General features: G+C 62.4%; 19 protein-coding genes. All 19 read right to left on the bottom strand.

The window, feature by feature from the left end:
• Positions 1-96: 96 nt before the first annotated feature.
• The 19 genes from MTP36_RS09290 to MTP36_RS09200 are packed head-to-tail and all read right to left on the bottom strand — an operon-like array spanning position 97 to position 18224.
• Positions 97-771 carry a precorrin-8X methylmutase gene (locus tag MTP36_RS09290; RefSeq protein WP_097780131.1) on the bottom strand — a complete coding sequence of 225 codons (675 nt, stop codon included), beginning with the start codon at positions 769-771 and terminating at the stop codon, positions 97-99.
• Entirely contained in the window at positions 768-2264 is a 1497-nt protein-coding gene (locus tag MTP36_RS09285; protein WP_249248528.1) for a cobyric acid synthase, read from the bottom strand. Before MTP36_RS09285 ends, MTP36_RS09290 begins: the two co-directional genes overlap by 4 nt.
• A complete protein-coding gene (gene cobD, locus MTP36_RS09280) occupies positions 2261-3310 on the bottom strand; it encodes a threonine-phosphate decarboxylase CobD (RefSeq protein WP_249254418.1) in 1050 nt (349 codons plus the stop codon). Before cobD ends, MTP36_RS09285 begins: the two co-directional genes overlap by 4 nt.
• Positions 3310-4260: an adenosylcobinamide-phosphate synthase CbiB gene (gene cbiB / locus MTP36_RS09275; protein WP_249248525.1), complete on the bottom strand. Its 951-nt coding sequence runs from the start codon at positions 4258-4260 to the stop codon at positions 3310-3312. Before cbiB ends, cobD begins: the two co-directional genes overlap by 1 nt.
• The gene (locus tag MTP36_RS09270) at positions 4257-4856 is read right to left on the bottom strand and encodes a histidine phosphatase family protein (RefSeq protein WP_249248504.1); all 600 of its coding nucleotides are present in this window, start codon (positions 4854-4856) and stop codon (positions 4257-4259) included. Before MTP36_RS09270 ends, cbiB begins: the two co-directional genes overlap by 4 nt.
• The gene (locus MTP36_RS09265; protein WP_249248502.1) at positions 4850-5176 is read right to left on the bottom strand and encodes a bifunctional adenosylcobinamide kinase/adenosylcobinamide-phosphate guanylyltransferase; all 327 of its coding nucleotides are present in this window, start codon (positions 5174-5176) and stop codon (positions 4850-4852) included. Before MTP36_RS09265 ends, MTP36_RS09270 begins: the two co-directional genes overlap by 7 nt.
• Positions 5173-5925 carry an adenosylcobinamide-GDP ribazoletransferase gene (locus tag MTP36_RS09260; protein WP_249248493.1) on the bottom strand — a complete coding sequence of 251 codons (753 nt, stop codon included), beginning with the start codon at positions 5923-5925 and terminating at the stop codon, positions 5173-5175. The genes MTP36_RS09265 and MTP36_RS09260 overlap by 4 nt, the downstream gene beginning before the upstream one ends.
• The gene (locus tag MTP36_RS09255) at positions 5922-6443 is read right to left on the bottom strand and encodes a bifunctional adenosylcobinamide kinase/adenosylcobinamide-phosphate guanylyltransferase (protein ID WP_249248491.1); all 522 of its coding nucleotides are present in this window, start codon (positions 6441-6443) and stop codon (positions 5922-5924) included. Before MTP36_RS09255 ends, MTP36_RS09260 begins: the two co-directional genes overlap by 4 nt.
• Positions 6437-7501, bottom strand: coding sequence for a nicotinate-nucleotide--dimethylbenzimidazole phosphoribosyltransferase (gene cobT, locus MTP36_RS09250; RefSeq protein WP_249248488.1), 1065 nt, complete (start codon positions 7499-7501; stop codon positions 6437-6439). Before cobT ends, MTP36_RS09255 begins: the two co-directional genes overlap by 7 nt.
• A gap of 5 nt (positions 7502-7506) precedes the next feature.
• A complete protein-coding gene (locus tag MTP36_RS09245; protein WP_249248486.1) occupies positions 7507-8847 on the bottom strand; it encodes a cobyrinate a,c-diamide synthase in 1341 nt (446 codons plus the stop codon).
• Complete coding sequence (gene cbiE / locus MTP36_RS09240) at positions 8844-10040, bottom strand: precorrin-6y C5,15-methyltransferase (decarboxylating) subunit CbiE (protein WP_249248474.1); 1197 nt, start codon at positions 10038-10040, stop codon at positions 8844-8846. The genes MTP36_RS09245 and cbiE overlap by 4 nt, the downstream gene beginning before the upstream one ends.
• The gene (gene cobK / locus MTP36_RS09235) at positions 10037-10774 is read right to left on the bottom strand and encodes a precorrin-6A reductase (RefSeq protein WP_249248465.1); all 738 of its coding nucleotides are present in this window, start codon (positions 10772-10774) and stop codon (positions 10037-10039) included. The genes cbiE and cobK overlap by 4 nt, the downstream gene beginning before the upstream one ends.
• Positions 10771-11538, bottom strand: coding sequence for a precorrin-3B C(17)-methyltransferase (gene cobJ, locus MTP36_RS09230; protein WP_249248460.1), 768 nt, complete (start codon positions 11536-11538; stop codon positions 10771-10773). Before cobJ ends, cobK begins: the two co-directional genes overlap by 4 nt.
• Positions 11531-12529 carry a cobalt-precorrin 5A hydrolase gene (locus tag MTP36_RS09225; RefSeq protein ID WP_249248453.1) on the bottom strand — a complete coding sequence of 333 codons (999 nt, stop codon included), beginning with the start codon at positions 12527-12529 and terminating at the stop codon, positions 11531-11533. Before MTP36_RS09225 ends, cobJ begins: the two co-directional genes overlap by 8 nt.
• Complete coding sequence (gene cobM / locus MTP36_RS09220; RefSeq protein WP_249248421.1) at positions 12526-13284, bottom strand: precorrin-4 C(11)-methyltransferase; 759 nt, start codon at positions 13282-13284, stop codon at positions 12526-12528. Before cobM ends, MTP36_RS09225 begins: the two co-directional genes overlap by 4 nt.
• Positions 13285-13289: 5 nt before the next feature.
• Complete coding sequence (gene cbiD, locus MTP36_RS09215; protein WP_249248413.1) at positions 13290-15203, bottom strand: cobalt-precorrin-5B (C(1))-methyltransferase CbiD; 1914 nt, start codon at positions 15201-15203, stop codon at positions 13290-13292.
• Positions 15200-16216, bottom strand: a complete 1017-nt coding sequence (locus MTP36_RS09210) for a FecCD family ABC transporter permease (protein WP_249248405.1) — start codon at positions 16214-16216, stop codon at positions 15200-15202. Before MTP36_RS09210 ends, cbiD begins: the two co-directional genes overlap by 4 nt.
• Positions 16217-16226: 10 nt before the next feature.
• Positions 16227-17369, bottom strand: a complete 1143-nt coding sequence (locus MTP36_RS09205) for an ABC transporter substrate-binding protein (RefSeq protein ID WP_249248396.1) — start codon at positions 17367-17369, stop codon at positions 16227-16229.
• A gap of 6 nt (positions 17370-17375) precedes the next feature.
• On the bottom strand, positions 17376-18224 hold the full coding sequence (locus MTP36_RS09200; protein WP_249248394.1) for an iron transporter: 849 nt from the start codon (positions 18222-18224) through the stop codon (positions 17376-17378).
• Positions 18225-18289: the final 65 nt, after the last annotated feature.

Genomic DNA, 18289 nt, shown 5'->3' with positions numbered 1-18289 from the left:
GCCAGCCAATGAAAGTATACCCATCTAGGGGAGAATTGGCTGAAAAAAGCGTTTGAAGCGTTCCGCAGAGCGCTTCAAACGCGAACAATAAAAATATTATTTCCATCCCCGGTCGGTGGGGTCCAGCATCCCGGCAGCGGAATACACCAGCGCGTTGCAAATGGCAGCGGCAACGTTGCTGCCGCCCTTGCGCCCCATGGCAACAATGGCGGGCACGCCGTGGGCGGTGCACACCTCAAACAGCCGCTCCTTGCTCTCCACTACGTTCACAAAGCCCACCGGCACCCCGATGACCAGCGCAGGGCGCAGTCCGGCGGTTTCAATCAGGTCGGCAATGGTCAGCAGTGCTGTGGGTGCGTTGCCCACCGCAAGAATGGCACCGGGATGCTCGGCGGCGGCTCTTTGCATGGACGCCACCGCCCGGGTGGTGCCGTTGGCCTTTGCCAGCGCGGCTACCTCCGGGTCTGCCATGTAGCACAGCGCGGTGCCGCCCAGCCGCGCAAGGCCCGGCTTTGTAATGCCGGAAAGCGCCATGTTGGTGTCGGTAACGATGGGTGCAGCGGCTTGCAGCGCCGCCACGCCCGCTGCTACCGCGCCGGGGGTAAACCGCAGATTACGGGCGTAGTCGAAATCTGCGGTGGTGTGGATCACCCGCTTGACCACGGCGGCAGTCTCCGGCGGCGGGGTCAGACCCAGTGCTTCCAGCTCCGCGGTGATGATAGAAAGGCTCGTTCGTTCAATGTCTGCGGGCAGATGATGCTGCGGGGTCATACGGTGCTCCTCCTTTCCAGTCCCATGGCGGCGTACAGGGCGTTCATGTCCAGCGCCCGGCGCACGCCGTCGGCCAACAGGTCAAACTGCTGCTGCCGGTACTCTGCCATGGAGAGCAGCGGTGCACTGGCAGGGGAGATGCCCTTGCGGCTGCACAGCAGCTGCACCAACTTTTCGGTCAGCTCCCCGGTATCGAACAGCCCGTGCAGATAAGTGCCCGCCACATTGCCCTGCACGCAGCCCTCGGCGCTGCCGTCCGCAAGGCGGCAGAAGGGCACGCCCTGCACAGCGGTGCGCCCGGTATGGATCTGGTAGCCGGTCAGCACTGCCCCCGCCAGCTGCGGCGCGGTAACGGTGGCGGTATCCTGTGTGCGGTGCTTTGCGTCCGTAAACACAGTCTGGACGGGCAGCAGCCCCAGCCCGCGCACGGTCTGCGGGCGTCCGCTCTCAGTGCCCTCGGGGTCGGCAAGGGTCTCGCCCAGCATCTGATAGCCGCCGCATACACCCAGCACCGGCGTGCCGGCAGCTGCCAGCTTTTGCACGGCACTTTCCAGCCCGCACTGACGCAGCCAGAGCAGGTCATCAATGGTATTCTTAGTGCCCGGCAGAATGACCACATCCGGTGCGCCCAGCTGCCGGGGGCTTTGCACATACCGCACGCTCAGCAGCGGGTGCTGCTCCAGCGGCATAAAATCCGTAAAATTGGAGATATGCGGCAGCCGCAGAATGGCAGCATCCAGCGGCTTGACGGCGGTGCTGCTTTCCAGCCGGGAGGAGAGGGAGTCCTCGTCTTCGATATCCACCCGCAGGTAGGGCACAACGCCCAGCACCGGCAGATGGGTCTTTTCCTCCAGCATGGTAAGGCCGGGCTTCAGGATGGCGGCATCGCCCCGGAACTTGTTGATGACCAGTCCCTTGATGCGTGCCCGCTCGGCGGGCTCCAGCAGCTCTACCGTGCCGTACAGCTGTGCAAACACGCCGCCCCGGTCGATATCTCCCGCCAGCAGCACCGGTGCATCCACCAGCTCTGCCAGCCCCATATTGACGATATCGTCTGTCTTTAAGTTGATCTCTGCCGGGCTGCCTGCGCCCTCAATAACAATGATATCCATCTCTTCCGCCAGACTGTTGTATGCAGCTAAAATGTCCGGGATCAGGCTCTTTTTCAGCTTGAAGTAGGCGGCTGCGGGCATCTGTCCGCGCACCTCGCCGTTCACGATGACCTGACTGCCCACATCGCTGCTGGGTTTGAGCAGAATAGGATTCATGCGCACATCCGGTTCTATGCCGGCGGCTTGTGCCTGCACCACCTGTGCCCGGCCCATTTCCAGCCCGTCCCGGGTGACAAAGCTGTTCAGCGCCATGTTCTGGCTTTTAAAGGGGGCTACCCGGTAACCGTCCTGTGCAAAAATACGGCACAGCGCGGTGCACAGCAGGCTTTTGCCTGCCCCGCTCATCGTGCCCTGTACCATAATGCATTTTGCCCGGCTCATGCAAGCACCTCCTGTAAGGTTTTTAAAAGCTGCTGGTTTTCCGGCGCAGTGCGCACGGCGGTGCGGTACCAGCTGCTGTCCAGCCCGGGGTAGTTGCCGCAGCTGCGCAGCACGATGCCGCGCTGCCGCAAGCTTTCGCCCAGCGTTTCCGGTGCCTGAAACAGCAGATAATTCGCGCTGCCATCCAGCACCCGCAGCCCCAGTGTGCGCAGGCAGTCCCGCAAAACAGGACGCTGCTGCGCAATAAGCGCCTGCACCCGGGCCACATAGGCAGCTTCGTCCAGCGCTGCCAAACCCGCCGCCTGTGCAAGGCCGGAGACTGCCCACGGCTGCCCGGCGGCCTGCATCTTATCCAGCAGGGCGATGTTGCTGCACAGGCAGTAGCCCAGCCGCACCCCGGCCATGCCGTACAGCTTTGTAAAGGCTTTCAGGATGATGAGGTTCGGGCTTGCCAGAAGCTTTTTGGCAGACAGCACCTCACTTTGCGGCAGAAAGTCCAGAAAGCACTCGTCCACCACCAGCAGTGCACCACAGCGTTCGCACCGACGCAGCAGCGCCTCCACCAGCGCTAGCGGCGTCAGCTGCCCGGTGGGGTTATTGGGCTGGCAGAGGAATACCATGTCGGTGTCCTCGTCCACTGCGGAAACAAACGCTTCTGTCACCGCAAAATCTTCTTTTTCCTGCAGAAAATGCCGCCGGACGGTGCAGCCTGCCGTTTCCAGCGCGGCGGCATACTCCGCAAAGGTAGGGGCGGGCAGCAGGGCGGTGCGGGGCTTTGCCGCCCACACCAGCCGGAAGATGAGGTCTGCCGCGCCGTTGCCGCAGAGGATGTGCTCCATGGGCACCTTCTCGTGCACTGCCAGCTTTGCCCGCAAAGCACGGCAAAGGGGGTCGGGGTAGCGGTCGGCGGTGGCAAGCGCGGCAGTAATGGCCGTTGCCACCCCCTCCGGCAGCCCCAGCGGGCTGACATTGGCCGAAAAGTCCAGCGCGTCCTGTCCGTACTGCGCCCGGTAACCGGCCCAGTCGCCGCCATGTACAAGCTGCATCATAAAATACCTCGTATCACCAGCCCAAGCGCCAGCGCCAGCAGGCTTTCGGCGTACATCATGCGGTCCGCGCGGCGGATATCCTCCGGCTCAATGGGACGCACGGCATCGCCGATGGTGGGCTTTTTGTAGTATTCACCAAAATAGTAGGCAGGCCCCGCCAGCTGCACGTTCAGTGCACCGGCGCAGGCGCTCTCGGTCTGGGCGCTGTTGGGGCTGGCGTGGTTGCGCCTGTCCCGCCGCCAGATGCGCCACGCATTGCGGGCATCGTTGCCGGTCAGGGCGGCAGCGGCTACCCACAGCAGGGCGGCAATGCGGCTGGGCAAAAAGTTCGCAATATCATCCAGCTTTGCCGCCGCACGCCCAAAGTGCAGATATCGCTCGTTTTTGTAGCCCACCATGCTGTCCATGGTGTTGATGGCTTTGTAGGTGAGCGCCAGCGGAGCGCCGCCCAGCAGCATATACAACAGCGGCGCGATCACGCCATCGCTGGCGTTTTCCGCCACGGTCTCCACAGCGGCTTTGGTCACGCCTTCCGCAGTCAGTGCCTGCGTATCCCGCCCCACGATGCGGCTTACGGCAGTGCGGGCGGCAGGCAGGTCGGGTTTTAGCAGCTCCCGGTAGACGTTCGTACTCTCCTGCACAAGCCCCTTTGCCGCCAGTGCCTGCCCGCACCAGAACATCTGTACTGCCAGCCCCAGCAGCGGGTGCAGGGCGGCGGCTCCTATGCAGACAAGGCTTGTGAGCGCAAAGGTACCCACCGGCAGACAAAAGGCTAAGATACGTCCGCCCCAAAGCTCGCCCTCCGGCGTTTTGGGCAGGCGGGCACGCAGCCCTTTTTCCAGCGTAGAGATGGCCTTGCCCATGTACACTACCGGATGCGGAAGCCACGCAGGGTCGCCGAAAACGGCATCCAGCACAAAGCCGCCCAGTACCGCGTAGCCGATCATTCCCGTGCCTCCTTCGTGTACTGTACGGTCTTTACCAGATGCAGCACCCGCTTTGCCGCCCAATCCTTGGCATCCAGCACAAAGCCGCCGGCGTTGGGGGCGCACCATTCGTAATAATCCTTGTGCGGCAGGGCATAGCGTTCCATGGCAGCCATCTGGGTGCCGCCGTGGGCTAAGATGACCAGCATCTCCTCGCCGTCCGCAAGAGCTTTGTCTACCAGTGCAGAAAAAGCCGCGCAGATACGCTCACAAAAAGCGGCCTTGGTCTCGCCGTCCGGGCAGGGGCTTTCGCAGTTGGCGGCTACCCATGCAAGGTAGTCCGGGTCGTGCTCCATTTCAATATAGTTTCTCCCCTCAAAGCTGCCAAAACACATCTCCTTCAGCCCGTCTATTTCTATAAGCCTTGCGCCCGGGAACAGCACCTCAGCGGTCTGCCGGGTGCGGCAAAGAGGAGTGATGTACACGGTCTTGGGGGAGATGTCCGCCCGGCATAGCATAGCGCGCCCGGCGGCAGAAAGCGGGATATCCCGCTGCCCCTGATAACGCTTTTCGGCGTTGTATTCGGTCAGCCCGTGGCGCAATAAATAGATCAGCATTCCGGCAATTCTCCTTTCAAAACGGTGGGGATGCCGCAAAACATCTGCACCACGCACTTAGCGCGCGCCGCCAGCATACAGGCCAGCCGCCCGGCATTTTCCCGCGCGGCACGCTCTGCCGGGTCTATGGGCACCACACCGCCGCCCACCTCGGTGGACAGCACGATATCATAAGCGGATAATTTGTCCGCAAGTTTCTCAAGTTCAGCGTTGTCTTTGCACCCGGCGGCAAGCTGCTGCGCATCCGCGATGCAGCGGCCGGTCAGGGTGCGGGCAAAGGTACGCTTGCCGCTGTAAAGCGGCCCGGTGATAAAGATCATAACAGCCCTCCCCATTGGCAGGCGCACAGCGCCGCCAGCATCCACAGCTCAGTCTTTTGCAAAAACCACCCGGCTAAATCGCCGGTAATGCCGCCCAGCTGCTGCACAGCTACATGGTGATACCACAAAAACAACAAAATTGCAACTGCCGCCAGTGCCCCGCCGCCTAAAGCCAGCAGCGCCCCGCAAAGCAGTATTGCCAGCACTGCCAGCACATTGCGCACGGCGGTGCGGTCAGCGGCACAGGCAAAGGTGTGGGCAAGGCCGGTGTTTTTCGCCATGGGAAAGGCCGCCACCGCAAGGCCGGAAAGCGCTCGCTCCAAAACCAGCGCCAGCGTCCAAAGCGCACCCACCCGAGACGTGAACTGCACGCAGGCGGCAAGGCAGAGGTAAGCCGCAAAATAGCTGCACAGCCGGATAACGGCAAAGGCACCGCAGTGCGGGTCTTTTAAAATTTCCAGCTTCTTTTCCCGGTCGCCGTAGCTGGCAAGGGCGTCACAGGTGTCGGCGTAGCCATCCAGATGGATGCCGCCGGTCACCCACACCGGCACAAGGCAGAACCCTGCCGCCCGCGCCGGGGCAGGCAGCGGCAGCACCCCGCACACGCACCACAGCGCCCCGCATAAAAGCCCCACCAGCGGAAAGGCGCACAGCGCGTACCGCATATTCTTTTCGTTCCACGCAAACTGCGGCACCGGCACCGCCGAAAACATGGCAAAGGCCACCGCAATAGTCTGCAAAACGATCATTTTTCCACTCCTTTATAATAGACAGGGACGCCGCACACCACCCGCACCACGGCATCTGCCCGGGCGGCAAGGGCGTTGTTCACCTGTGCCAGCGCCAGCAAATAGCGGTCCGTGTCTCCGGCATAGTCCGCGCCGCCACTGAAAACCTCGTTAGAGACAATAACTAAATTTTCGCACTGCGCTGCAAGGGCATCTAGTCCTTGCAAAATGTGCTCGGCGGCGGCATCGCCCGCCCCGGCGGGGTCGTACAGCTCGTTGGCGGTCAGGTTGCCCAAGTCCTCCAGTAGCGCAGTGCCCCGACGCGGCAGACGCACAGCATCCAGATACAGCGGGCACTCGATGGTCTCAAACTGCTTCGCAGCGCGCATTTTGCGGTGCTTTTCCACCCGGGCGGCGCACTCGGCATCCCACACCTGCATGGTTGCCAGATAGTACCGCGGCAAAGCACTGCGCAGCACAAGGGTTTCGGCGTATTCGCTCTTGCCGCTGGCAGCGCCGCCCAGCACCAGCGTCAGCATTGGGGCGTATACGGCGCAATGCCGCCCTCCGCAAAGGAATAGCACCCCTTGTACACTGCCAGTGCCATGTCCCACAGAGGGATACTGGCCACCGCGCCCGTGCCCTCGCCCAGATGCAGTCCGGCGGTAAGCAGGGGTGTTTTGCCCAGTGCTTCCAGCACTAGCCGGGCGGCAGGCTCGGTGGAGCAGTGACTGGCAAACACGGCCTTGGATGCTGCCGGGCACAGCCGCACAGCACACAGCGCCGCCACCCCGCTGATAAACCCATCCATCAGTACGGGTATGCCTGCCAGCGCCCCGCCCAGAAACATCCCGCACATCCCGGCGATATCAAAGCCGCCCAGCTTGCTCAGGACGTCCAAGGCATCATCGGGGTCAGGGCTGTTGCAAGCGATGCCCCGCCGGATGGCATCAACCTTGCGGGCAAGCCCTGCATCGGAAAGCCCTGCGCCGCGCCCGGTCATGGTCTGCACCGGCTGTGCCAGCAGCACGGCAGCCACGGCGCTGGAGGTGGTGGTGTTGCCAATGCCCATCTCGCCGGTAGCCACCAGCCCGTAACCCTCGGCGGCAAGCTGCCGGGTCAGGGCAAGGCCCCGCCCAATAGCCTCCACTGCCTCGGCACGGGTCATGGCAGGGCCTTTGGTAAAGTCCGCAGTTCCGGCGGCAACGCGGTGGTCCAGCACGCCGAGCACCGGCGCACTGGCGATGCCCATATCCACCGGCAGCACATCGCAGTGCGCCGCCTGCGCCATCCGGCAGACGCTGGTGCGCCGCGCGGCAAGGTTCTCGGCTACGGTGCGGGTCACGCTCTGATCGGTCTGGCTTACACCCTGCGCCACAACGCCGTTGTCCGCGCAGAGCACTGCCACCGCCCGGCGGGAAAAATCAAACTGCGCCGTTCCGGTCAAAGCGGCGGCATCTTCCAGCAGCGTTTCCAACGCGCCCAGCCCGCCCAAGGGCTTGGCAAGGCTTGCCCAGTGGGCATGGGCGGCAGCACGGGCAGCGTCGTCCGGCGGGGTGATGGCAGCAAGCAACTGCATCAGTTCAGCTTCGGTCATTTTCGTCATCCTTTGTGTTTTAAAAAGTGCCGCGCCGCCTGTACAAAGCGGCGGGGCAGGGCAGTGCCTGCCCAGTAAAGATGCGGGAAACCGGCATACAAATGCGCGTTTGCAAAGCTGCATTCCCACTGTCTTTTTTCGGTTTTGCGCACAGAAAAGTCTGCACCGTTTTCGGAGGAATCCCAGTGGTGGAATTCATGGATGGGCAGCGCTTCTCCGGCGCAGAAAAGCATACTGCCAGCCTTTGCCGTCATGACGGCATAGCCAAAGCGCACCAGCCGCCCGGTGTTGTGCCCGCTGCCCGGCAGCACACCTGCCATGGGGTATGCCTTGCCGTCTGTGCCCTCCAGCGCCTGCCCTAAGTACAAAAAGCCGCCGCACTCGGCAGCAGTGGGCAGACCATTCTGAACAGCCTCCCGGACAGCGGCACGCAGGGCGCGGTTTTCACTCAGCTGCCGGGCGTACAACTCCGGGTAGCCCCCGGGTAGGTACAGCCCGCCGATATTTTCTGGCAGAGATGCATCCCGCAGCGGGCTGAAAAACACAAGTTCTGCACCCGCGTCCCGCAAGGCGTCCAGTGTTTCGGCATAGGCAAAGCAGAAGGCTTCGTCCCGCGCCACGGCAATGCGCACGGCGGGTGCGCACGGCGCGGCAAGCGGCGGCGCAGCCGGGGCAGGGCGGTCGGTCAGTGCTGCCAGCTGTGCCCAGTTCAGCACAAGAGCATCGGCAAGCTTGCCCAGCTTTTGCTGTAAGTCCGCAACCTCGCCGGCGGTTTTCAGCCCGAGGTGACGGCTCTCAATAGCGCATCCCGGCAGATGGGGTAGATACCCCACCACCGGCAGACCGGTCTCGGCTTCCAGCATCGGGCGCAGCGTTTTGTATAAGAACTCAGAGCAATCATTGAGCAGAATGCCAACGATATGGCTGGGTGTGCGGAACTGCAAAAGCCCCCGCAGCTCGGCGGCAAGGGTGATGCTTGCACCTTTGGGCTGTACCACCAGCAGAACCGGCAGCGTCAGCGTGTCGGCCAGCTCCCAAGCGCTTGCGCGGGTGGTCAGTCCCTGCCCGTCGTAAAAGCCCATGGCACCCTCGCATACGGCAGCGCCGTGCCCGGCGGCATACCGGGCGTAAAGCGTGCGCACTGTATCCGGGGCGGAGAGGTAGAGGTCTAAGTTGTGGCTTTCCACCCCCAGCGCACTGCGGTGAAACATAGGGTCGATATAATCCGGTCCGCACTTGAAGGCGCAGGGGTCAGTCCCGCGCCGCTGCAAGGCGGTAAGCACTGCACAGGTAACGGTGGTCTTACCGCTGCCGGAACGCGGCGCGGCGATGAGAAACTGCATCATGTCCGTGCCCCCGTAATGAGAAACACCGGGTTGTTAGCCATCAGCAAATGCAGACTGCCCGCCGCTTTTGTGCGGCTGACGGAGATCTGTGTCACCTCTGCGGCAAGGCCGTGAGCGGTCAGAGCAGCCACGGCGGTGCTGAGCGTTTCCAGCGCAATGGCGGCAATGCACAGCCGCGCAACAGGATTTTTGTGCAGCACGGCGTCTATAACAGCGTCCATATTGCCCTTTGTGCCGCCGATGAATACAGCATCCGGGGCAGGCAACATGTCCAAAGCTTCAGGGGCTTTGCCCTCGATCAGGGTCAGATTATAAGCTGCAAATTTCTCCCGGTTTTTCTGGATGAGCGCACAGGCTTCCGGGTCACACTCTATGGCGTATATCTGCCCGGCAGGGGCGGCAAGCGCCAGCTCCACGCTCACGCTGCCGGTGCCCGCGCCCACGTCCCATAGGGTGTCCGTGGGGGTGACCGCCAGCTTTGCCAGTGCGGCGGCGCGAACCTCCTGCTTTGTCATGGGCACAGCGCCCCGGATGAAAGCATCGTCCGGCAGGCCGGGGGTGCGGTGGGGCGGCAAAGTCTCCCGTTCGATGAGCAAGACGCTCAGCGGTGCAAAGGTTTGCTCTGCCAGTTCCCGGGCAAGGCCAAAGCGGATGGCTTCTGCCGGAGTGCCAAGGTTTTCACCCACAAGGGCGTGAGCAGCGCCCAGCCCGGCGGCGGTCAGTTTGGCGCAAAGGGTGGCAGGGGAGTCCCCGCCGCCGGTAAGAAAAAATACCTGTGGATGCGACAAAACTTCGGCTGCCGGGTCGCAGACACGGCCATGGGCAGATACCAGCTTCCAGTCCTGCCAAGGGCGTCCCACAGCGGCGGCTAAAAGCTGCACACTGGAAAGCCCGGGCAGCACCCGGACAGAGTATCCCATGGTCCGCAGCAGGGGCAGCAGCTTTGCCGCACCGGAGTAAAACCCGGTGTCGCCGCTGTACAAAACAGCGGTGTCGGTGTCCGGCTGTGCGGCAAGACACACAAGGATTTCCTCCGGCTTATACACGGCTTTGCAGTTGTCAGTGCACCCCGCCGGCAGATGCTCCAACAGGCGCTTTGCTCCAAGAATCAGCCCTGCGCTTTGCAGTGCGTCCAGCCCTTGCACGGTCAGGCTTTCCGGGCAGCCAGAGCCCATTCCGATGAGAGAGATCATACCAGAACCTCCTTGCAGCGTGTCAGAATTTGTGCAGCAGTTTGTCCGTTTTCAGCCGGGCGGCGCACCACGATCAGCTGTGCACCGGTGTCCTGCGCGGCCTGTGCCTTTTCGGCAAAGCCGCCCACAGCACCGCCGTCCTTCGTGACCAGATACCGGATGGAGAATTGCTTCATCAGAGCGCAGTTCAGCGCATAGGTGAATGGCCCCTGCATGGCAATGATGTTTTTATGCGGGATACCGGCGGCCTCGCAGGCGGCAATGCCCTCCCGCGTGGGCAGCACCCGGGGAAACAGCCGCTCCGGGCCGAGCGCTGCAAAAGCGGCAAGCTCTTTTGCACCGGTGGTCAGCAGCACATTGCCACTGCATCCGGCCAGAAACGCGGCGGCGTGGGCGGCGGTGGCAAACACCATGCTCCCGGCAGGCAGCGGGCTTTCTTCCCGCAGCAGCCGGTGGTACTCCACCCCGACAGCGGCACACGCTGCCCGGATGTTTTTAGTGGCGTCCACCGCATAGGGGTGGGTGGCGTCCACGCACAGGGCAGTGCCCTGCAAAAGGGCGGTCATTTCCTCGGTAGTCAGCCGACCGCAGTGCACTGTAATGCCGTCTGCTTCGCCCTGTTCCTCTGCACCCAGCGGGGTGGCGACACTGACCAGAACCTCCGCTCCCAGCGCCGCCAGCTGCCGGGAGAACACCCGCCCCTCGGTCGTGCCGCTGAAAACCACCGCCTTCATCTGTGGTACCCCCGTGGCGTGACCATTCTGTCGCCCAGCTGTTTTGTGGCGGCGTTGCCGATGTACACGGTGGTAAACATATCCACCGCAGTGTTTTCCAGCTGGGCAAGGGTCAGAACGCGGGCGGTCTGACCCTCCCGGCCAATGTTGCGCACGATGCCGCAGACGGTATCGGCGCTTTTGCCGTTTTTCAGCAGAATGCGCACCGCCTTTGCCAGATAGTCCGGTCTGCCCTTGGAGGAGGGATTATACAGCGCAACGCAGAAATCCCCCATAGCGGCGCAGGCCAGCCGCTTCTCAATGATTTCCCACGGGGTCAGCCGATCGGAAAGGGAAATGACGCAGAAATCGTGCGCCAGCGGTGCGCCCAGCACTGCCCCGCCGCTGAGGGCAGCGGTCAGCCCGGGCACAACTTCCACGGCAACATCCGGGTAGTCCGGGGCAAGTTCCAGCAGGGGGCTTGCCATGCCGTACACCCCGGCATCGCCGGAGCAGACCAGCGCCACCCGCTTGCCGGTGCGTGCCTTTTCCAGTGCCCAGCGGCAGCGGTCAAGCTCCTGCGTCATGCCGGTGGCATAGTATTCCTCGCAGGGAAATTCATTGCGGATGAGGTCAAGATAGACCTTGTATCCACAAATCGCGTCAACGCTTTCCAGCGTGTTTGCAGCCTGCTGGGTCATATAAAAAGGATCGCCGGGGCCAAGCCCCACGACATAGACTATCTTCTCGGGACGGTCAATGTCAATATCCATCACGTCAAGCATTCTGCCACCTCCAGTCCGGGGCAAAGGGCCTGCACGCCAGCGCAAAGGTCACGCCGTTGCAGGCAAATTTCGGGTAAAATAAGTTGCCGCCTGCGTCCAGCACTGCCGCCCGCTCGCAGACGTTATCCACTCCGGTCACACTTTGTACAAAAGTGGAGGGGGTGAACTGTCCGGGCGCGCTGCGCAGCTGCGCGGCAGAGTAAAACCGCACCGGCCAGCCGTGCGCCAGACAAAAGGCCAGCAAGCCCGGTTCATTTTGTTTCAGGTCGATGCTTGCAGCGGCGGTAACTGCCTGCGCAGCAAAGCCGTGCCGGGCGCAGAAAGCGGCAAAAGCAGCTTCCAGCGTTTCAGCGCTTGTGCCCCGCTTGCAGCCGATGCCCAGCACCCCGATGCGCGGCACAAGATGCAGTGCCTGCCCGGTGGGGCAAAGGGTGAGTGCAAAGTCGGCTTTTTCCGGGGTATCAGTGGGGAATAACCCTGCGGGCACGGTGCCTGTTACCGGGAAATCAGCCCGGTAATAGACCGGTTGCCCGGCCAGTAATTTGCTGCTGACCAGCTTGATGCGTTCCGGCTCCAGTACCATGCAGTTTTGGTGTTTTGCCCACTCGTCCACCGCAAAAATGCCGTGGGCATCGGTGGCGGTGGTGATCACCGGCACGGCTCCGCATACAGCGGCAATGGCCCGCGCAAGATCGTTTGCACCGCCCAGATGCCCGGACAAAATGGGCACGGCAAAGCGCCCGCATTCGTCCACCACCACCACAGCCGGGTCGGTGGTCTTGCTCTTGCAGTGGGGCGCGATAGCCCGCACCGCAATGCCCACAGCCCCTACAAATATCAGCGCATCCGACTGCACAAACTGTGAACTTGTCCATTCTGCCAGCGATATACCGTTCTGTCCGCACCGGGCAACGCTGCCGGGCAGGCTGACGGCAAGGCGTTTTGCCAGCGCAAGGCCGGTCTCCGTAAAGGCAAGATAGGCGCGGGTCATACCGGTTCTCCCTTGCGGAACTCGGTGGTAAAGGCGGGATCGTACAGCTTGCTGCGCTCGTACTGCTTGCCGAGAAAATCCCCTACCACGATAAGCGCCGTTTTGGTAATGCCCGCTGCACGGGTGCTCTCGGCCAAAGAACCAACTGTGCACCGCACGATTTTTTCTTCCGGCCAGCTGGCCTTGTACACTACGGCAGCGGGGGTGTCCGGTGTGTACGCACCCTGCAAAAGCGCCGTCTGCACCTTATCGATCAGCCCGATGGACAGGAAGATCACCATGGTCGCGCCGTGGGCGGCAAGGCTTGCCAGCCTTTCCCGCTCCGGCACAGGGGTACGCCCTTCCATGCGGGTGATAATGACCGTCTGGCTGACCGTGGGTAAAGTATACTCGGCGTTCAGCGCGGCGGCAGCGCCGCAAAAGCTGGAAACACCGGGGGTATCATCGTAACAAATGCCGTCTGCGTCCAGTGCATCCATCTGCTCCCGGATGGCACCGTACAGGCAGGGGTCGCCGGTGTGCAGACGCACGGTGGTTTTGCCTGCGTTCTCCATCCGATGCATCACGTCCAGTACCTGCTCCAGCGTCATCTCGGCGCTGTTATAGATAGCACATCCCGGCTTTGCCAGCCCCAGAAGCGCCGGGTTGACCAGACTGCCTGCATAAATAATGCAGTCTGCGGCCTGTAAAAATGCTGCACCGCGCTGGGTGATAAGATCCGGTGCGCCGGGCCCGGCACCTACAAAATGTACCATGTGCGTTACTCCTTCCATTCGTTCAGCAGGCGGGCGGCAGTTTCGGTCTGTCCCAGCGGGCCGTGCTGGTTTGAAAACAGCACCGCGCCCACCCGGAACGCCCCGCCCGCGCGGCGGTCAAGATGCAGCTGGATGGCGGCAAGCAGGCTTTGTAGCACCGGCTCCCGCAGTCCGGCAGTGTCCAGAATCTCCAGACAGGCATCCGTGGTGGCGGCATTGTACAGCGCGGTGCACACTTCCCGGTCAGCACCGCACAGGGCGGCGTGGGTGCAGAACAACTCCGTGCGGCAGTCTGCCGTGTGGGAGTGGGTGTTCATAATGCCGCCCGCCAGCTTGCACAGCTTACCGATATGCCCCACCAGCAGTACCTGTTCAAAGTGCGCTGCTGCTGCCATATCCAGCGTATCTCCGATAAAGTTGGACGTTTTGACCACCGGGATAGCGGCAAACTGCGGATATGTTTCGTGCAGATAGTCCAGCCCGTAGTTGCCCGGGGCAAGGATGAGCCGTCGGTGGCTTTTTGCCCGCAGTGCCGCCTGATTCATCTCCAGCTGGATGGTGTCCAGAATGGCTTGCTGGCTCATGGGTTCTACAATGCCGCTGGTGCCCAGCACCGACAGCCCGCCCTCTACCCCGATATGGGGGTTGAAGGTGCGTCGGGCCACCTCCTCGCCGCCGGGGATGGAGATAGTCACGGCAAAACCGCCGGGGTAACAGGCTGTTTCCGCCTCCCGGCGCAGCGCCTCGGTGATCATCTGCCGGGGCACATGGTTGATGGCGGCTTGTCCGACCGGCTGGTCCAGCCCGGGCTTTGTCACCCGGCCAACCCCTGCGCCACCTGTAATGCGCACCTCGGGTGTGCCGGGGAGCAGCGTCACCGTGGCAGTCACCGGCAGACCGGTGGTCACGTCCACGTCGTCACCGCCGTCCTTTTCAATGGCGCATTCCGCACCCTCGGCAGCAGCGCGGCAGAACAGGGGGGCAACCTCCACCACAATGCCCTTGGGCGTGCGTAGGGCGACGGTTTTCGGCGCAGTGCCGGTCAGCAGCAGACGAGCAGCCCCGGCAGCAGCCAGCGCCGCACAGGTGCCGGTGGTGTAGCCGCAGCGCAGCAGCTTCTGCCCGCTGCGCACATAGTGCTCAAATTGCGGCTTTTCCGGCTTTGGCGGGTCAAAAACAGCGCTGTACTGTTCCTCGGTCAGGCCGTAAAGTGCTTTGATATTTTCCCGGGCAAAGGCCTGCTCCGGGGACATGGGGGCAGAGACGCCATGCGGCGAAACGCAGACCACCGCGTCCGCAATCTTCTGCGCCATGTCCAGCTCGTGCAGGGTGACAATGACCGCAAGCAGTTGCTCATGCGCCAGTTTTTGTAGAATGGTCAGCAGCTCTATCTTGCCTTTTACATCTAAAAATGACGTGGGCTCGTCCAGCAGAAGCACCTGCGGCTGCTGACAGACTGCCCGCGCCAGCAGAATGCGCTGCCGCTGCCCATCGCTGACACAGTTGAAGTCCCGGTCAGCCAGATGCGCCGCGCCCACCAGCTCCAGCGCATTCTGCACCTGTTTTTTGTCCTCGGCAGAAAGGATGCCCAGCCGCCCGGTATAGGGAATGCGCCCTGCCGCTGCAAACTCAAAGCAGGTGGTCAACTCGGTGCGGCGGGTGTGGGGCAGCATCAGCGCCAGCTTTTGTGCCCGGGCGTTGCCGGGGATGCGGGCAAGCTCCTGCCCGTCCAGCAGCACCGCGCCGCCCAAAGGGGCCAGCTGCCCCGCCAAGGTTTTGAGCAGGGTGGATTTGCCCGCGCCGTTCGGGCCAATGAGTGCCAGCACCTGCCCCTTGGCAGCGCCCAGCGCGATATCCCGCGCAAGGGCAGCTTTGCCGTAGCCGATGGCAAGGGAGTTGGTTTCAACAGAGTACTTCATCGCACATCCTCCCGGTTGCGGCGCAGCAGCAGCCCAATGACCACCGGTGCACCGAATACAGCGGTGACCGCGCTGATGGAAAGCTCCATGGGCGCAAACAGGCTGCGGGCAATTAAATCACACAGCAGGCAGAACGCCGCCCCGCCCAGACAGCAACCCGGCAGCACATACAGCGGGCGGGCGCTGCCCAGCAGCTGCTTGACAAGGTGCGGCACCGCGATGCCCACAAAGGAGATGGGCCCCGCAAAGGCGGTAACGCAGGCGGCCAGCAGGCTGGAAAGCAGCACCAAAAGCCGGGAGAACCGCCGCACATCCACGCCCACGCTCCGGGCGTAGGCTTCACCCATCTGGTAAGCGGCCATGGGCTTTGCAAGGCAGAAAGCCGCTGCCAGTGCGGGCAGCACCACCAGCGCCGCCGTGCGCACATTGCTCCACGTCATGCCGGAAAAGCTGCCCTGCGACCAGTTGTGCAGGTTGACGATGCTGCTGTCCTGCGCAAAGGCCACCACAAACTCGGTGATGGCAGAGCAGATGTAACCGATCATCACGCCGCATATTACAAGGATGCTCATGCGCTGCACCCGGCGGGCAGCAGCCAGCACAAAGGCCATAGCCGCCATAGCACCCGCAAAGGCTGCAAGGATGAGCACGGCAGAGCTTGTCAGCAGGCCGTAGTTCAAAAACAGCACCATCACCAGCGCCACCGCCAGCTTAGCCCCGCTGGAAATGCCCATCACAAAGGGGCCGGCAATGGGGTTGGCAAAAAAGGTCTGCAACAGATAGCCCGCCGCCGAGAGCGCAGCGCCCAGCAACGCGGCCATCACCGCGCGGGGCAGGCGCAGCTGTGTGATAATGCCTACGCTCAGCGCGTCCTGTCCGCTTCCGGTCAGGGCTGCAAGCACGGCCTGCGGGGTAAGCGCAACGCTGCCCCAGAACAGGCTCACGGCAAACAGCACCGCCAGCAGCAGGGCAAGGCAGCAATAGGAAAAAACAAGGCGTTTGCGGCTGGTCATAAGCGGCTCCTTAGATGATCCTGGTCAAAAAATGCAGGGTGTCGGGGCTGGCAGTTTCCCCGGTAAAAACGGCATGGAGATCCAGCATAAAATCTGCCAGCGCCATGCTCTGCTGGAAAAAGCTGGGCGTGGTGCACCAGATATCACCGCTTTGCACCGCCTTGCACTCTGCCAGCAGCGCGCAGCGGGCAAGCAACTCTTCCTTGGTGGAGATGGTGCCCTCGATGGTGCCGTTATAAATGAGCACATCGGCATCCTTGACCCCGGCGTAAAGATCTTCCAGTGGGATATTCATAGTAGAAAGGCTGTTGCCGCTGTCGGCAAGGTGGGCAAAAACATATTCGCCCCCGGCCATGCCGATCATCTGCGCCACATAGTCTCCGCTTTTTCGCACAGTGGCAAGGCCGCTTGATGTAATGGAGAAAAACGCGCAGCGTTTGCCGGTGGAGGGCTGCTTTAGCAGTGGTGCAATGCGCTGTGCCTGCCGGGCGAACACCTCCTCGGCAAGGGCTTCTTTGCCCAGCAAAATGCCATACAGCTTGATCCACTCCATCCGCGCCAGCGGGCTGCTCTCGTAGCTGGAACGCTCTACCAGCACCGGAATGCTGAACCGCTCCAGCTGCTCCTTCACTTCCGGGGTGTGGTAGATCATGGTGTTTTCCACCGCAAGGCCGCATTCTGCGGTCAGGATGCGTTCGTAGTCCGGGGCGCTGTACTTGCCCGCGTAGGCAATGCGCCCGGCCTGCATGGCCTGCTTTGCCTCGTCCAGATACCAGCCCTCGGCGCGGGTGCCGGAAAGGGCAATGCTGTCCAGCGCGTCCAGATGGAGAAATAAGTCCATGGCAGAGGTGGACACCAGATAGATGTTCTGCACCGGCTGCTGCAAAACAGTCACGCCCTCGGGTACGGTGCGCAGAGTGGCAGCGCCCTCCGGCCGGATAAGAAACTTTTCCTGTGCGTCCGGGATGGTCAGCAGGGTAGAGCCGTCTGCGTAGCAGTCGGCGGTAAACTGGGTGGCATAGTCCAGCGGGTAGGCGTGGTCAAACACAAGCTCGTCCGTATCGGCAGGTGCGGTGGGTGCGGCAGTGCAGCCTGCAAGCAGCAGCGCGGCGGCGGGCAGAGCCTTTAAAAATTGTGCGCGGGTCAGCTTCATGGAAGGTTACTCCAAGGTAAAGGTCAGGGTGTATTCGATCTCGTGGGGCTTGCTCATGGCAACGGTGTCGGCGGTAACAGTCAGCGGGGTGCCCAGAGCGGCTACCGGGATCTCAAAGGTGGAGTTGCCCTCGGTGTTGGTGGGCAGATACTTCTCACCATCCACGATCATGTAGTCGTAGTTGGGGCTGCTCCACACGATGGTAGCGGTCATCTTGCCATCTGCCACGGTCAGGGCAGCGGGGCTTTCCACGGTGGCGCGGCCGGAGCCGCCCTCCAGCACTACGGCAGCGGTGTATGCGCCGTCTGCGGGGGTCTCGGCGGCCTGCTCGGTCTTGGGCTCGGCGTTGCGCACGCTGACGATATGGTCATACCACTTGCCCTTGGTGCCCAGCAATGCCAGCTGGAAGTCGGTGTCCAGTGCTTCCACCGGGATGTCGTATCCGTACACTTCTTCGGTGGTGCCATCCGCGTAGGTAACGGTGTCCACGGTGGGGATGAGCCATGCGGTCTTGTTGGCCTCGGCATCGGCGGCAAGACCGGGGTAGAGGTTCACGATCTTTTTGGAGGCCAGACTGACATGGAAGGTCATCACGCCGTTTTCCACGGTCAGCGTGCCCTTGCCGTTGCAGGCTTCGCTTGTGTGGAACATACTGCTGTCGGTCTCGAAATCAGCGGTGTACACGCCGTCCGGCAGAGCGGTTTCGGCCACAGAAGAGGAAGCCACCACGGAGGAAGCCGCTTCAGAGCTTGCCGCAGCGGAAGAAGCGGGAGCAGCAGTCCCGCCGCAGCCTGCCAGAGAAGCAGCCAGCACCACGCCGGCCAGAGAAACGGTAATAAACTGTTTGCAGCGCATAAAATAAATACCTCAGTATCATAAATTTTGACCCGGAATTTGGCTTTCCGGGGTAGGGGGCATGT

This window comes from Faecalibacterium sp. I4-1-79 (assembly GCF_023347235.1).
GTDB lineage: Bacteria > Bacillota > Clostridia > Oscillospirales > Ruminococcaceae > Faecalibacterium > Faecalibacterium tardum.
The sequence above is the reverse complement of the archived record's forward strand: the minus strand, read 5'-3'. Positions and strand labels throughout refer to the sequence as shown.

Excerpts from the sequence above, each read along its gene's own strand:
- cbiB (WP_249248525.1), bottom strand. The coding sequence starts at position 4,260 with ATGATCGGCTACGCGGTACTGGGCGGCTTTGTGCTGGATGCCGTTTTC.
- MTP36_RS09245 (WP_249248486.1), bottom strand. The coding sequence starts at position 8,847 with ATGATGCAGTTTCTCATCGCCGCGCCGCGTTCCGGCAGCGGTAAGACC.
- cobD (WP_249254418.1), bottom strand. The coding sequence starts at position 3,310 with ATGCAGCTTGTACATGGCGGCGACTGGGCCGGTTACCGGGCGCAGTAC.
- cbiE (WP_249248474.1), bottom strand. The coding sequence starts at position 10,040 with ATGATCTCTCTCATCGGAATGGGCTCTGGCTGCCCGGAAAGCCTGACC.
- cobT (WP_249248488.1), bottom strand. The coding sequence starts at position 7,501 with ATGACCGAAGCTGAACTGATGCAGTTGCTTGCTGCCATCACCCCGCCG.
- MTP36_RS09290 (WP_097780131.1), bottom strand. The coding sequence starts at position 771 with ATGACCCCGCAGCATCATCTGCCCGCAGACATTGAACGAACGAGCCTT.
- MTP36_RS09200 (WP_249248394.1), bottom strand. The coding sequence starts at position 18,224 with ATGCGCTGCAAACAGTTTATTACCGTTTCTCTGGCCGGCGTGGTGCTG.
- MTP36_RS09205 (WP_249248396.1), bottom strand. The coding sequence starts at position 17,369 with ATGAAGCTGACCCGCGCACAATTTTTAAAGGCTCTGCCCGCCGCCGCG.
- MTP36_RS09285 (WP_249248528.1), bottom strand. The coding sequence starts at position 2,264 with ATGAGCCGGGCAAAATGCATTATGGTACAGGGCACGATGAGCGGGGCA.
- MTP36_RS09265 (WP_249248502.1), bottom strand. The coding sequence starts at position 5,176 with ATGATCTTTATCACCGGGCCGCTTTACAGCGGCAAGCGTACCTTTGCC.
- MTP36_RS09210 (WP_249248405.1), bottom strand. The coding sequence starts at position 16,216 with ATGACCAGCCGCAAACGCCTTGTTTTTTCCTATTGCTGCCTTGCCCTG.
- cbiD (WP_249248413.1), bottom strand. The coding sequence starts at position 15,203 with ATGAAGTACTCTGTTGAAACCAACTCCCTTGCCATCGGCTACGGCAAA.
- MTP36_RS09255 (WP_249248491.1), bottom strand. The coding sequence starts at position 6,443 with ATGCTGACGCTGGTGCTGGGCGGCGCTGCCAGCGGCAAGAGCGAATAC.
- cobK (WP_249248465.1), bottom strand. The coding sequence starts at position 10,774 with ATGAAGGCGGTGGTTTTCAGCGGCACGACCGAGGGGCGGGTGTTCTCC.
- MTP36_RS09225 (WP_249248453.1), bottom strand. The coding sequence starts at position 12,529 with ATGACCCGCGCCTATCTTGCCTTTACGGAGACCGGCCTTGCGCTGGCA.
- MTP36_RS09260 (WP_249248493.1), bottom strand. The coding sequence starts at position 5,925 with ATGATCGTTTTGCAGACTATTGCGGTGGCCTTTGCCATGTTTTCGGCG.
- cobM (WP_249248421.1), bottom strand. The coding sequence starts at position 13,284 with ATGGTACATTTTGTAGGTGCCGGGCCCGGCGCACCGGATCTTATCACC.
- cobJ (WP_249248460.1), bottom strand. The coding sequence starts at position 11,538 with ATGCTTGACGTGATGGATATTGACATTGACCGTCCCGAGAAGATAGTC.
- MTP36_RS09270 (WP_249248504.1), bottom strand. The coding sequence starts at position 4,856 with ATGCTGATCTATTTATTGCGCCACGGGCTGACCGAATACAACGCCGAA.